14 protein-coding genes are annotated in these 13489 nt (G+C 69.3%); 6 read left to right on the forward strand and 8 right to left on the reverse strand.

Annotation, left to right across the window (positions count from 1 at the left end; translation table 11 throughout):
- Positions 1–94 precede the first annotated feature (94 nt).
- The 5 genes from era to M2437_RS21790 all read right to left on the reverse strand — a co-directional run bounded on the left by era (position 95) and on the right by M2437_RS21790 (position 4019).
- The gene (era, locus tag M2437_RS21770) at positions 95–1075 is read right to left on the reverse strand and encodes a GTPase Era (RefSeq protein ID WP_253388676.1); all 981 of its coding nucleotides are present in this window, start codon (positions 1073–1075) and stop codon (positions 95–97) included.
- A gap of 20 nt (positions 1076–1095) precedes the next feature.
- The gene (rnc, locus tag M2437_RS21775) at positions 1096–1866 is read right to left on the reverse strand and encodes a ribonuclease III (RefSeq protein WP_012253717.1); all 771 of its coding nucleotides are present in this window, start codon (positions 1864–1866) and stop codon (positions 1096–1098) included.
- 60 nt (positions 1867–1926) lie between these two features.
- The gene (lepB, locus tag M2437_RS21780; RefSeq protein ID WP_003598773.1) at positions 1927–2733 is read right to left on the reverse strand and encodes a signal peptidase I; all 807 of its coding nucleotides are present in this window, start codon (positions 2731–2733) and stop codon (positions 1927–1929) included.
- Between the two features lie 129 nt (positions 2734–2862).
- Positions 2863–3273, reverse strand: a complete 411-nt coding sequence (gene acpS, locus M2437_RS21785) for a holo-ACP synthase (RefSeq protein WP_015822743.1) — start codon at positions 3271–3273, stop codon at positions 2863–2865.
- Positions 3270–4019 (reverse strand): pyridoxine 5'-phosphate synthase, encoded by a 750-nt coding sequence (locus tag M2437_RS21790; RefSeq protein WP_253388677.1) that lies wholly within the window; start codon positions 4017–4019, stop codon positions 3270–3272. Before M2437_RS21790 ends, acpS begins: the two co-directional genes overlap by 4 nt.
- A gap of 141 nt (positions 4020–4160) precedes the next feature.
- Between M2437_RS21790 and M2437_RS21795 the strand changes: the two genes are divergently transcribed.
- The 3 genes from M2437_RS21795 (at position 4161) to M2437_RS21805 (ending at position 9256) form a co-directional block, all read left to right on the forward strand.
- Complete coding sequence (locus M2437_RS21795; protein WP_253388678.1) at positions 4161–5576, forward strand: sensor histidine kinase; 1416 nt, start codon at positions 4161–4163, stop codon at positions 5574–5576.
- A 112-nt stretch (positions 5577–5688) separates the two neighbouring features.
- Positions 5689–8271, forward strand: a complete 2583-nt coding sequence (locus M2437_RS21800; RefSeq protein ID WP_253388679.1) for an ABC transporter permease — start codon at positions 5689–5691, stop codon at positions 8269–8271.
- Between the two features lie 217 nt (positions 8272–8488).
- Complete coding sequence (locus M2437_RS21805; RefSeq protein WP_003603916.1) at positions 8489–9256, forward strand: Bax inhibitor-1/YccA family protein; 768 nt, start codon at positions 8489–8491, stop codon at positions 9254–9256.
- A 162-nt stretch (positions 9257–9418) separates the two neighbouring features.
- Here the strand turns inward: M2437_RS21805 and yidD are convergent, their stop codons facing one another.
- A complete protein-coding gene (yidD, locus tag M2437_RS21810) occupies positions 9419–9766 on the reverse strand; it encodes a membrane protein insertion efficiency factor YidD (RefSeq protein ID WP_253388680.1) in 348 nt (115 codons plus the stop codon).
- A 44-nt stretch (positions 9767–9810) separates the two neighbouring features.
- On the reverse strand, positions 9811–10284 hold the full coding sequence (locus M2437_RS21815) for an iron-sulfur cluster assembly scaffold protein (protein ID WP_056460928.1): 474 nt from the start codon (positions 10282–10284) through the stop codon (positions 9811–9813).
- A 283-nt stretch (positions 10285–10567) separates the two neighbouring features.
- Between M2437_RS21815 and folE the strand changes: the two genes are divergently transcribed.
- From folE to M2437_RS21830, 3 genes are read left to right on the forward strand one after another with little or no spacing between them, the layout of a single operon-like run.
- The gene (folE, locus tag M2437_RS21820; protein WP_480235633.1) at positions 10568–11317 is read left to right on the forward strand and encodes a GTP cyclohydrolase I FolE; all 750 of its coding nucleotides are present in this window, start codon (positions 10568–10570) and stop codon (positions 11315–11317) included.
- 19 nt (positions 11318–11336) lie between these two features.
- Entirely contained in the window at positions 11337–11759 is a 423-nt protein-coding gene (hisI, locus tag M2437_RS21825) for a phosphoribosyl-AMP cyclohydrolase (RefSeq protein ID WP_253388681.1), read from the forward strand.
- A complete protein-coding gene (locus M2437_RS21830; RefSeq protein ID WP_253388682.1) occupies positions 11756–12814 on the forward strand; it encodes a patatin-like phospholipase family protein in 1059 nt (352 codons plus the stop codon). Before hisI ends, M2437_RS21830 begins: the two co-directional genes overlap by 4 nt.
- Positions 12815–12866: 52 nt before the next feature.
- Here the strand turns inward: M2437_RS21830 and M2437_RS21835 are convergent, their stop codons facing one another.
- A complete protein-coding gene (locus M2437_RS21835) occupies positions 12867–13298 on the reverse strand; it encodes a CBS domain-containing protein (RefSeq protein ID WP_003603909.1) in 432 nt (143 codons plus the stop codon).
- Positions 13299–13489: the final 191 nt, after the last annotated feature.

A 13489-nucleotide genomic window follows, 5' to 3' on the forward strand; every position in this document is an offset into this window, starting at 1 on the left:
CAGATCCCGCGCGATCCCTGGAGGATCCGTCAAAGCCCGCTCACGCGGGCATCTCAGGATGAGGACGAGGATGGGATGGATGAGGGAATAGAGGTCAGCCGGTCGGGAATTCGAGGCCCATTTCGCGATAGCGCGCGGGATCGTCGGCCCAGTTCTCGCGGACCTTCACGTGCAGGAACAGGTGCACCTTGGCCTCGGCCGCCTCGGTGATCTCGATGCGGGCCGCCTGCCCGATCGCCTTGATGGTCTGGCCATTCTTGCCCAGCACGATCGAGCGCTGGCTCTCGCGCTCGACGAAGATCGTCTGCTCGATCCGCACCGAGCCGTCGGGCCGAACCTGCCACTGGTCGGTCTCGACGGTGGAGCGGTAGGGCAGTTCCTCGTGCAGGCGGTCGTAGATCTTTTCCCGGGTGATCTCGGCGGCCAGCATGCGCAGCGGCGCGTCGGAGATCTGATCCTCGGGATAGAGCCAAGGGCTCGGCGGCATCCGTGCGGCCAGCGCCTTGCGCAGGTCGGCGATGCCGTCGCCCTTGAGCGCCGAGATCAGGAAGGTGTCCTCGAACGGCACCATCGCGTTGAGCTTGGCCACCAGTTCGAGCAGGCGCTCGCGGGCGATCAGGTCGATCTTGTTGAGGATCAGGATCTTGGGCCGCTTCACCTCGGGCAGGCGGCGCAGGATGGTCTCGACCTCCTCGTCCGCGCCTTTCCGGGCATCGATCAGCAGGCAGATCGCGTCGGCATCCGCCGCGCCGCTCCAGGCGGAATGCACCATCGCCCGGTCGAGGCGGCGCTTCGGGGCGAAGATGCCGGGCGTGTCCACCAGCACGATCTGCGCGTTGCCCTCCATGACGATGCCGCGCACCAGCGCCCGCGTCGTCTGGACCTTTCGCGAAACGATCGAGACCTTGGCGCCGACGAGCGCGTTCAGCAGGGTCGACTTGCCCGCATTCGGCACGCCGATCAGCGCGACGAAGCCCGCGCGCGTCTCTTCGCGCGGCTGGTCCCGCACGTCCTGCCGCATCTCCTGCGGGGCGCCGTCTTCGTCAGCCTCGTGTTCCGGCTCGTGCTCAGACATCCGATTCGACCATCCGCGACTCAACCACTCGATCCATCCTGTCCCTGCGTCCCGCCGATGCCCTCGCGGGCGAGTACGGCGCGGGCCGCCTCCTGCTCGGCGACGCGCTTCGAGGCGCCCTCACCGTAGCCGGGCTCGATGCCTTCGACCCGCGCCGCGATCCGGAAGACCGGGGCGTGGTCGGGTCCCGAGCGCTCCACCACCTCGTAGACCGGGATCGCGAGGCTGCGCGCCATTGCCCATTCCTGCAAGGCCGATTTCGCGTCACGCCCGCGCGGGGCCGCGGTTTCCTCGCCGGGGCGGAAGGCGCGCTGCACGATCGCCCGCGTCGCCTCGTAGCCGGCGTCGAGGAACACCGCGCCGAGGATCGCCTCGCAGACGTCGGCCAGAATGGTCTGGTTGCGCCGCCCGCCGGTCTGGATCTCGCCGGGGCCGAGATTGAGATGCGGCCCGACCTCCCAGGCCTCGGCCACCACGGCGCAGGTCTCGCGCCGCACGAGGCCAGCGAGGCGGCGCGACAGCTCGCCCTCCTCCGCGCCGGGCAGCGCCTTGTAGAGCGTCTCCGCCACCGCGAGCCCAAGCACCCGGTCGCCCAGGAATTCCAGGCGTTGGTAGCTGCCGACCCGGCCGGACTGGCCGGCCTTGCTCACATGGGTGAGCGCCAACGGCAGCAGCGTGGGGTCGGCGAAGACATGGCCGATGCGCGCTTCCAGCACCGCGAGGCTCGGCCGCGGGCGATGCGCACGCCGGGCGCGGCTGGAGCGAGCGGCGCCTTCGCCGTCCTCGCTCATCGCCGTCCGCCCCGAGGCAGACCGGCGGATCGTTCCGTCGCTGTCACGTTCGTAAAAAGGTCAGTGAATCGTCGAGAAGATGCGGCTCCAGCGCACGTCCGACGGCCAGCGCCAGATCTGCCAGGCGGGGGTCCGCTCGTCGATGGAGAAGAAGATCATCTCGGCGCGGCCGACGAAGTTCTCGAACGGCACGTAGCCAACGCTGGCGAGGTCGCGCGAATCGGTGGAGTTGTCGCGGTTGTCGCCCATCATGAAGAAGTGACCGGCCGGCACCGTGTAGACTTCGGTGTTGTCCCAGAAGCCGCGGTCGCCGTCGCGCTCGATCACCCGGTGCGTCACGCCGCCCGGCAGCGTCTCGTTATACTGCGCGACCTTCACCGTCTGGTCGAAGGCGTCCAGGGTCTCGTAATCGGCGATGCGCTCACGCTTGACCGGCTTGCCGTTGATGTTGAGCACGCCCTCGATCACCTGGATCTTGTCGCCGGGCAGGCCGATCACGCGCTTGATGTAGTCGGTCGCGTTGTCCTTCGGCAGCTTGAACACGGCGATGTCGCCGCGCTTCGGCTCGGCGGCCCAGACCCGGCCATTCGCCTGGAACGGCAGGTACTCGGAGAGCGGCAGGGAGTATTTCGAGTAGCCGTAGGTGTATTTCGAGACGAACAGGTAGTCGCCGATCAGCAGCGTCGGAATCAGCGAGCCCGATGGGATGTTGAACGGCTGGAACAGCAGCGTCCGCACCACCAGCGCGATCAACAGCGCCTGAACGCCGACCTTCACGGTTTCCCGGATGCTTGCCCAGGTTCCGGGCTCGGCCGTCCGGATCTCCGTCTTGCCCTCGCGATCCAAGCGCGCGCGTCCCATGCTCATGATTGAAACAGCCTCCGGCCCCGCCGTAAGATCGGCAGCCGCGTCCCAGGTGGCCGTGCTGTCCTGCTGGGCGGCGGGTCTAGACTATGCTGCGCCGCCCCGCAACGCGGAGGATGTGCGGATGCAAACCTATGATGTCGCCGTGATCGGCACCGCCTCGATGATCACGAAGGCTTGCGCGAGGGGCGGCTCGTCGGTCAACGTCAGGTGGAGCCGCGCCTCGTGCCCCGCCGGCACCATGCGAGCGAGGTGCTCCCGCGCACCACCGGTCAGGTTGAGCGTCGGCTGGCCGCTGGGCAGGTTGACCACTTCCATGTCGCGCCAGAACACGCCCTGGCTCATGCCGGTGCCGAGCGCCTTGGCGCAGGCTTCCTTGGCGGCGAAGCGCCGGGCGTAGGACGGCCCGCGCGCGGCACGCCGGTCGCACTTGCCCCGCTCGCCGTCGGTGAAGACGCGATGGGTGAAGCGGTCGCCGAAGCGTTCGAGCGAGGACTCGATGCGGCGGATGTCGCAGAGATCAGTGCCGATGCCGAGGATCACGGCTCAGCCTTCCGCCGTGCCCGGTCCATCGCCGCACGCATGTCGTGAACCGCCTGCCGCAGGCCGACGAAGATCGCCTCGGCGATCAGGGCATGGCCGATGTTCAGCTCGCGGATCTGCGGCAGCGCCGCCACGGGGCCGACGCTCTCCACGGTGAGGCCGTGCCCGGCATGGATCTCGAGGCCGAGCCCGGCGCCATGCGCACTGGCCCGCACGATGCGGCCGAGTTCGTGGGCGATTCGGCTCTGATCGCCCTCGATCACCGCCTCGCAATAGGAGCCGGTATGCAGCTCGACCACCGGCGCTTGGAGGGCGTGGGCGGCCTCCATCACCGCCTCGTCGGGCTCGACGAACAGCGAGACGCGGATGCCGGCCTCCGACAGGGTGGCGACGCGTGGGGCCAGATGCGCGCGGCCGGCGATGATGTCGAGGCCGCCCTCGGTGGTGCGCTCCTCGCGCTTCTCCGGCACGAGGCAGGCGGCGTGCGGCTGCGTGGCGAGCGCGATGCCGACCATCTCGTCGGTCGCCGCCATCTCGAGGTTGAGCGGCACCGGCAGCTTCCGCAACGCCGCGATGTCGGCGTCGCGGATATGGCGGCGGTCCTCGCGCAGATGCGCGGTGATGCCGTCGGCGCCCGCCGCCACGGCCTCGTGGGCGGCGCGCACCGGATCGGGCGCGAACCCGCCGCGGGCGTTGCGGACGGTGGCGACGTGATCGATGTTCACGCCCAGGCGCAGGGACGACACGGCTGGCTTTCCGATGCTCGGCGGATCGAAGGGCTGTCGGTGTAGCGGCTGGCGCCGGTGCTTGGAAGGGTCTGGGGAAAGCCGCGGAACGGATCGCGTTTGACGTCGCCCGGACCCATCGCGGCGTGTAGCTCTGACGCGATGCACAAGTTGCTGATTCAGCTCGGCCTTCGCTTCGACGATCCCCACGAGGAGCAGTCGTTCGTGAGGAGCTTCACGCTCGACGATCTCGGCCGCACGCAGGCCGCGATGGTGCTGGGCGCTTTCGTCTTCTGCTCATTCTCGGCCATGGACTGGATTCTCAGTCCCGATGCCTGGGCCATGGCCACCGCGCTGCGGCTCGCCGTCGCCGTCCTGGTCCTGGTGCCGGCGACCCTCCTGCTCAGCCGGCCGGACGCCCGGCCTTTCGCGGAATGGATCTACCTCGTCTACTGCGTCGTGCCGGGCTGCATGCTCAGCCTGATCTACGTCTTCCTGCGGCCGAGCTTCGATCATGGCGCAGCGGGGCTGATCGTGGTGATCCTGTTCGTCTCGACGCTGCTGCCGCTGAGGGTCTCCTCGTTCGGAGTGTTCGCCGTCCTGACCTGGACCTGCTTTGCCCTGTTCGAGACCATCGCGACGCACGACAATCCCGGCTTGGCCCTCGTGAACAATGCCGAGATCGGCGCGGCCTACGCGCTCTCGCTCTACGGAGTCGGGGCACGGGAGTTTCGCGCGCGGCGCCAGTTCCGGACCACGGGGGAATTGCAGGTCGAGAAGGAGCGCTCGGAGGCCACCCTGGCCGAACTGCGCGCCGCCCAGGCGCAACTGGTTCAGGCCGAGAAGCTCGCCGCGCTCGGCCAGCTCGTGGCGGGCGTGGCGCACGAGATCAACACGCCCATCGGCCTCGCGCTGACGACCTCGACCGCATTCGACCACGACCTCGCCGAACTGCGCCGGACCGTCGCTTCGGGGCAGATCCGCCGGTCCGACCTGACGCGGAGCGTCGATCGGCTGAGCGAGGGCGCGGGTCTGGTCTTCGCCAACCTGACGCGGGCCGCCGATCTGGTTCAGAACTTCAAGCAGGTGGCGGTCGATCAGGCGACGGAGGACCGGCGCCGCTTCGAGATGCGCCCCTGGCTCACCGAGTTGATGAGCACGCTCGATCCGATCCTGCGGCGCAAAGGCCACGAGGTCCGGCTCGCCTGTCCCGACGGCATCCTCCTCGATTCCTATCCCGGCGCGCTGGCGCAGGTCGTCAGCAACCTCGCGCTCAACGCCGTGATCCACGCCTTTCCCGAGGGCCGCCCCGGCACGCTTCTCGTCGACGTGAGCCGGCTCGGCGACACGCAGATTCGGATGACGGTGCGGGACGACGGACGCGGCATCCCGCGGGAGAACCTTCAGCGGATCTTCGACCCGTTCTTCACCACCGGACGCGACAAGGGCAGCACCGGGCTCGGCCTGCACATCGTCTACAATCTCGTCGTCTCGACCCTGCGCGGGCAGATCGCCATCGACAGCGAGGAGGGGGTCGGGACAGGGGTGACGATCGACCTTCCCGTGACGGTGCCGTGACCCTGCCCGAGCGCGCAGGCATCCGATGCGGCGGTGCGAGCAGTTGCGTGCGCCGCGTCAATGCCCAGATTGGCCCCGCCGGCCCGACCGGTGGCGAAACGCTCGAGCCCGCATGCACGGCACGTTGTCCCAGCCGGATTCTTCGAAGCCGGTCCCCGCCTCCCGTCTGCCGCTGACCCTCCGGCTGGCCTTGCGCGAGCTGCGCGGTGGTCTCTCGGGTTTCCGGGTGTTCATCGCCTGCATCGCGCTCGGCGTCGCGGCGATCAGCGGCGTCACCTCGATCGCCGCCTCGCTCTCGGGCGGGCTCGGGCGCGAGGGCCGGCGGATCCTCGGCGGCGACATCACCTACAGCCTGATCAACCGCGAGGCGACGCCGGCCGAGCGCGCCGTGCTGGAGGGGCAGGCGCCGGTCTCGGAGGTGGCGAGCCTGCGCGCCATGGCGGTGGCGGGCGATGGCGGCGCGGCCCTGGTCGAGCTGAAGGCGGTCGATCCGAGCTATCCGGCGGTCGGCACGGTCGAGACGGACCCGCAGGGACCGGTGCAGGATCTCATCGCGGAACGGGACGGCGTTTTCGGCGCGGCCGCCGATCCGGCCTTGCTGACTCGGCTCGGACTTAAACCCGGCGACCGGGTGACGCTCGGCGGCTTTCCCATCGAGATCCGCGCCGCCCTGGTCTCCGAGCCAGACCGGATCGGCTCCGGCATCGGGTTCGGTCCGCGCCTGCTCGTCTCGCTCAGCGCGCTGCGCGCCACCGGCCTGATCCAGCCCGGCAGCCTCAACCGCTTTACCTACCGCCTGCAGATGCCCGGTGCCGACGACGCGCGCCTGACGGTCGTCAACGCGACGGTGCAGAAGGCGCTGCCCGAGGCCGGGTTCGAGATGCGCGCGCGCGACAACGCCGATCCGCGCTTCGCCAAGGGCATCGAGCGTTTCACGCAGTTCCTGACGCTCGTCGGGCTGACCGCGCTCATCGTCGGCGGGGTCGGCGTGGCGAATGCCGCGCGCGCCTTCGTCGATGGCAAGCAGGCCTCCATCGCCACACTCAAGAGCGTCGGCGCGCCAGGCTCGCAGGTGGTCGCGCTCTACCTGATCCAGGTGATGCTGATCGCCGCGATCAGCACCGTGCTTGGTCTCGCCGTCGGCGCGGCGCTGCCGTTCCTCCTCGACCTTGCACTCCGCGACCAGCTTCCGCTGCCGCTCAACCCCGAGATCGCCCCGGCCCGCCTCGCGCTTGCCGCCGCGTACGGGTTGCTGACGGCGCTCGCCTTCGCGATCCTGCCGCTCGGGCGCGCCCACGACGTCTCCGTGGCCGGGCTGTTCCGCGATGCCGTCGATCCGGCCGCGCGCCGTCCGCGCTGGCGCTATCTCGCCGTGCTCGCCGCCGCCCTGCTCGCGCTCGCGGGCCTCGCCCTCGTCACCGCCTTCGACCGCAAGGTCGCGCTGATCTTCATGGCGGCGGCCGCCCTCGCCTTCGGCGGCCTGCGCCTCGTCGCCGCGGGGCTGATGGCGCTGGCCGCGCGCCTGCCGCGGCCGAAGGGGATGGTGCCGCGGATGGCCTTGGCCAACCTCCACCGCCCCGGCGCGCTGACCCCGGCGGTGGTGCTCTCGCTCGGCCTCGGCACGACCCTACTGGTGACGCTCAGCGCCATCGACAGCAACATCACCCGCGCGCTCGAAAGCTCGCTGCCGGGCCGTGCCCCGAGCCTGTTCTTTCTCGATGTGCCCTCGCGCGAGGCGGACGCCTTCTCGGCCTTCCTCGGCGCCCGCGCGCCCGATGCCAAGATCGAACGGGTGCCGATGATGCGCGGACGGATTACGGCGCTGAACGGCGTACCGGCCGGGCAGATCAAGCCGCCGGAGGACGCCGCCTGGGTGCTCGACGGCGACCGGGGCATCACCTACGCCGAGACCCCGCCCGACGGCTCGTCGATCGTCGAGGGTGCGTGGTGGAGCGCGGACGAAGGCCGCACGTCGCTGGTCTCGTTCGATCTCGAACTGGCGCGCGCCCTCGGGCTCAAGGTCGGCAGCACCGTGACCGTCAACGTGCTCGGCCGCCCGATCACCGCGCGGGTCGCCAACCTGCGCAAGATCGAGTGGCGCTCGCTCGGCATCAACTTCGTGATGGTGTTCTCCCCCGGCACCTTCCGCGGCGCGCCGCATGCCGACCTCGCGACCCTGACGCTGCCCAACGGACCCGACCCGAAGCTGGAGGCGGAGGTGGTTCGCGATGCCGCGAAAGCCTTCCCCTCGGTGACGAGCGTGCGGGTGAAGGACGCGCTCGATGCCGTCAACGACCTCGTGCACAAGCTGGTCCTGGCGATCCGCGGCGCCAGCGTCGTCGCGGTGCTCGCGAGCCTGCTGGTTCTGGCCGGGGCGCTCGCCGCCGGCCACCGCGCCCGGCTTTACGACGCGGTGGTGCTGAAGGTGCTCGGCGCCACGCGGATGCGGCTGCTCTCGGCCTACGCCCTGGAATACGGCGCCCTCGGGCTCATCACCGCGCTGTTCGGCATCCTGGCCGGCTCGGCCGCGGGCTGGGTGATCGTGTCCCGGGTGATGCGCCTCGACTTCGCCCCCGACCCCATGGGCGCGCTTGCGGTCGCGGCCTTTGCGGTGATCTTCGCGGTGGCCGTGGGCCTGACGGGCACATGGCGCATCCTGGGACAAAAGCCGGCTGCCTATCTCCGTCAGTTCTGAAAACGCATCACCACGATTGAGCGAAGGTTTTCATCCCATTCGAACAACAAAAATCTTCGTTATCCAGGAAGGTTGAAAACGCGGCCGTGCGCTGAAGGCCCACTTGTTTATGGTTCTTCAAGCGAACATATTCGAGCATGAGGCGCGCCCGGTGCGCCAGGGGTCGCGCGTGGACCCCGTCACAACTCCGCGCCGAGAGGTTTCAAGGGAAACTTTCATGGCATTCGACAACAGCCCGTTCCGTGCCGGCGCCCAGCCGCAGGGGTACGCCGGCTCTCAGGTCGAAGTCGACCAGGGCCTGCGCAGCTTCATGCTGGGCGTCTACAACAACATGGTCGTCGGCCTCGGGATCTCGGGTCTCGTGGCGCTCGCCCTCAACATGGCCGCCGTCGCCCAGACCGGTGCCGGCCGTCTCGCTCTGACCCCGTTCGGGCAGTTCCTCTACACCAGCCCCTTCAAGTGGGTGCTGATGCTGGCGCCGCTCGCCTTCATCTTCGTGTTCTCGTTCCGGATGGACCGCATGTCGGCCTCGTCCGCACGGATGATGTTCTGGGCCTTCGCGGCGGTGATGGGCGCCTCGATGTCCACCCTGCTGCTCGTGTTCACGGGCGCCAGCGTGGTGCGGGTGTTCTTCATCACGGCGGCGACCTTCGCGGGCCTGAGCCTCTACGGCTACACCACGAAGCGCAGCCTGTCGGGCATGGGCTCGTTCCTGATGATGGGCCTGATCGGCATCATCATCGCCTCGCTGGTGAACCTCTTCCTGGCCTCTTCCGCGCTTCAGTTCGCGATCTCGGTGCTCGGCGTCCTCATCTTCGCCGGCCTGACCGCCTTCGACACGCAGAAGCTCAAGGAGATGTACCTCTACAGCGGCCTCGATGCCGAGGGTGCGGCCAAGATGTCCGTCAACGGCGCCCTGACGCTGTACCTGGACTTCATCAACATGTTCCAGTTCCTGCTTTCGCTGCTCGGCGACCGCCGCTAAGCGACGACGCAGCGACCGAAACGAGAGAAAGCCCCGGCCGAAAGGCCGGGGCTTTTTCATGTGCGCATTCGCCGGGCCGAAGGGTCCGCAGCCCTGCTGGCACCCGTCGCACGAGAGACGGGCGGCGCGGTGGCGGCACGAGGCCCGGGATAAGAGAATCCCTCAGCGGCGCTCTTCCACCGCCTCACACACCAGGGGCGGCGGCGCCTCGACACCGCGCCAGCGGCCGTAAGCCCAGGGCCGGTGCCATGCGGCCCGCTCCGGCAGGTGTTCGGGGACGAGGTCGATGCCGTGCGTACCGAACGGACCGCAGCGGCAGATGCGGGCAAAGCCGATCCATCCGCCGGCCCAGAGGCCATGCCGCTGGATCGCCTCGTCGGTATAGGCCGAGCAGGTGGGCCAATGCCGGCACTGGCGCCCGATCAGCCCGGACAGCGTGAGCTGGTAGGCGCGGATCGCTCCGTGCGCCGCCCGGCGAACCACGCGGCGGTCGGCTCCCTCTTGTCGCATCGTCTTCTGTCCGAAAAACCGGCGCCTGCCGTCCGGGACGCGGCTCAGGCCGCTTCGGGCGAACCGGCACCCTTACCGGAATCCTTGCGGGCGGCGATCTGGTCGAGGGCGTCCACCACGGCGTCGAAGGTCAGGAGCGTGGAGGCGTGACGGGCACGGAAGTCGCGCACCGGCTCCAGCACGGCGAGATCGGCCCATTCGCCCTCCGGCGCGGGGCCGTTCTCCTTCAGCATCGCCCGCATCCGCGCGCGAACCGCGCGCAGTTCCTCGGCCGTCGCGCCGACGACGTGGCGGGCCATCAGCGAGGAGGAGGCCTGCCCGAGCGCGCAGGCCTTCACGTCGTGGGCGAAGTCGGCGACCGTGACGCCGTCCGCATCCAGGCTGAGATCGACGGTGACGGTCGATCCGCACAACTTGGAATGGGCCGTGGCGGTGGCATCCGGTGCCGCCAGCCGGCCGAGGCGAGGAATATCGGCGGCCAGTTCTAGGATGCGGCGGTTATAGATGTCGTCGATCATAGCTGACACGCCTTTCGCAGCGCCTGTTCGAGTGAGGTCGCAGGATTCGTTGCGCCAGATACGCATGCCATGCATTGCGCGACGGCGCGATTGCGACGATATAGGCGCGACACCGCCATTCCGCGAGAATGGTACCGTCGACCCCGGTCACGCCCTGGCCCAGGATTCGGATCGTTCGAGGGCGTCGGCACTTGAACGTTTAAGACGCCCGGACGGATCGACGATGTACGCCAAGCCCGACAGCACCACCCTGAAGGCGCGTTTGGCGAAGGCCGGAGATGCCATGGATGCCGCTCTCAAATCCCTGTCCTACGGCATGAGCGACGACGAACGACGCATGAGTGCTGTGGGCCTGCAAGGAATGCGCGGCGCCAACGATCCGGGCCGTCCCGACATCACCCCCGATATCGCGCCCCTGCCCGAATCGGCCCAGCGGGTGCCGAACGAGGTGGCGCTCGGCCGTCCGAGCCGGCAGGAGGCGGAGGCCGCCGTGCGCACGCTCCTGCGCTGGGCCGGCGACGATCCGACCCGCGAGGGGCTGATCGAGACCCCCGCCCGCGTGGTGAAGGCCTACGAGCAGATCTTCGGCGGCTATCGCGCCGACGCGGACGCGCTGCTGGAGCGGGTGTTCGAGGAGGTCGAGGGCTATTCCGACGCCGTGCTGGTGCGCGACATCCCGTTCTACTCCCATTGCGAGCACCACATGGTGCCGTTCATGGGGCTCGCCCACATCGCCTACTATCCCACCAAGGGCGTGGTCGGCCTCTCCAAGCTCGCCCGCGTGGTCGATGCCTTCGCCCGTCGCCTGCAGACGCAGGAGACCATGACGGCGCAGATCGCCGACACGATCGAGAGCATCCTTCAGCCCCGCGGCTGCGCCGTGATGATCGAGGCCGAGCATCTCTGCATGGCGATGCGCGGCGTGCAGAAGGCCGGCGTCTCCACCATCACCACGCAGTTCCGCGGCGTCTACAAGAACGATGCGTCCGAGCAGGTCCGCTTCCTGACCTTCGTTCGGAACCAGAAGGGTTGAGGCGCACGAGCCTCCGACCATGACCGAACCATTCGCTTCCCCCGGCACCCGCGCCGAGGTCGAGGAGGGCGCTAGGCTGACGCCGCGCTTCGGCCCCGACGGACTCGTGGCTTGCATCGCCGTCGATGCGGGGGATGGGCGTGTGCTGATGCTCGCGCACATGAACGCCGAGGCGCTGGCCCGCACCCTGGAGACCGGCGAGGCGTGGTACTGGTCGCGCTCCCGCGGTGAACTCTGGCACAAGGGCGCGACCTCCGGGCAGATCCAACGGGTCGTGGAGATGCGGGTCGATTGCGATCAGGACGCGCTCCTGATCCGGGTCGAAGTCGGCGGCGACGGAGGCTGCTGCCATACCGGCCGCCGCTCCTGCTTCTACCGCGTGGTCGAGCGCGCCCCCGCGAGCGGCGCCGTCACCCTCGCTCCGGCCGACCCGGATCGATGAGGATCGAGGCGTCCCGTTCCGCGGTGTCCCATTTTCCGGATGGGACCGTGGAACCGGTGGTGCCGCGTTTCCGCTCCCCCCGCATCGGTCTCGCCCTCGGCGGCGGCTCGGCCCGCGGCTGGTCGCATATCGGCGTGATCGAGGGGTTGGAGGAAGCCGGGATCTTCCCGGAGGTGGTCGCGGGCTGCTCCATCGGTGCCGTCGTCGGCGGGGCCTACGCCGCGGGCCGCATCGGTGCCCTCAAGGCGTTCGCGCTCTCGCTCACCCGGCGCCGGGTGGTCGGCCTGCTCGACCCGCGCATCACCGGATCCGGCCTGATCGCGGGCGAGCGTCTGCGCCGCCGCCTCGCACGCGAACTCGACGGTTTCCGCATCGAGGATCTGCGCCTCGCCTTCGCCAGCGTGGCGACCGAACTCGGCACCGGCCACGAAGTATGGCTGTCCCGCGGCCCCCTGGTCGAGGCGGTGCGGGCGTCCTACGCCATCCCCGGCATCTTCCCACCCGTCGCGCTCGAGGGGCGCCTGCTGATGGACGGGACGCTGGTGAATCCGGTGCCCGTGCGCCTCGCCCGCGAACTCGGCGCCGACCTCGTCATCTGCGTGAACCTTGCCTGCGAGACGCGCGCGCCCGCGACGGTGATCCGCCCCGAGCAGGATGATCCCCTGTTCGACGCTCCCGACGAGCCGATCGAGCGGGCGATCGAGCAGACGCTGGAGGCCACCGTGCGCCGCCGGGGCCGTTGGGCCCTGCTCAGCGGCGCGAGCCGGCGCCTCATGGGCCGCCGCCGCAGACCGGAGCCACCGCCCTCCGTCGGCCGGCCGAGCCCCGGCGTCGCCCGCGTCATGCTCGACGCGTTCAACATTACCCAGGACCGGATCTCACGGGCACGGCTCGCGAGCGAACCGCCGGACGTCGCGATCCGGCCGCTGCTCGCCGAGTTCGGGCAGTTCGAGTTCCACCGGGCGGCCGATGGCATCGCCCTCGGCCGGCAGGCGGTGCGGGCGGCACTGCCCGAGATCCGGCGCATGATCGAGAGCGCGGCGGCGCGCGGTTGAGGCCGCCGCGGGTGATGCGGGCGCGAAACCCGAACCGAAGTCAGGCCCGAAATCAGGCCATCGTGATGTAGTCGCGCATCGCCTGATGCTCGGCTTCGACGGTGGCGATGCGCCGCTTCACCACGTCGCCGATCGAGACGACGCCAACGAGACGCCCTTCCTCCACCACCGGCAGGTGGCGGAAGCGGCCTTCCGTCATCGTCTCCATCACGTCTTCGATGCTGGCGCGCCGGGTGCAGGTCACGACCTTCGTGGTCATGTGATGCGAGATCGGGCGGTCGAGGGCCGAGGCCCCTTCGCTGGCCAGGGCCCGCATCACGTCGCGCTCGGACAGAATGCCGATCACGCGGCCCTCGGCATCGCCGACCACGAGGGCACCGATCCGCTTTTCGGCCAGCAGGTGGATCGCCTCGTCGATGGTGCGATGCGGCGGCAGCGTGACCACCGAGTCGCCTTTCTCTGCCAGGATACGCGCAACGGTCATGAAGTCTCCTCCCAAGGGTGACCGCACCGTCAGCCCGCGGTGCGGGAGCGGATGTGACCGGGTTGGCCCCGGTTCTTCCCTGGCGAGTGTGTGGCGCCTTGGTCGCGCTGGCAAGCGTCGGACGAGGCTCTATTGTTCATGAAAGAACAAAAATCGGAAGAAAAATTCACTACTACCGTGCAGGGTGGGAC

Source organism: Methylorubrum pseudosasae, assembly GCF_029504475.1.
GTDB lineage: Bacteria > Pseudomonadota > Alphaproteobacteria > Rhizobiales > Beijerinckiaceae > Methylobacterium > Methylobacterium extorquens.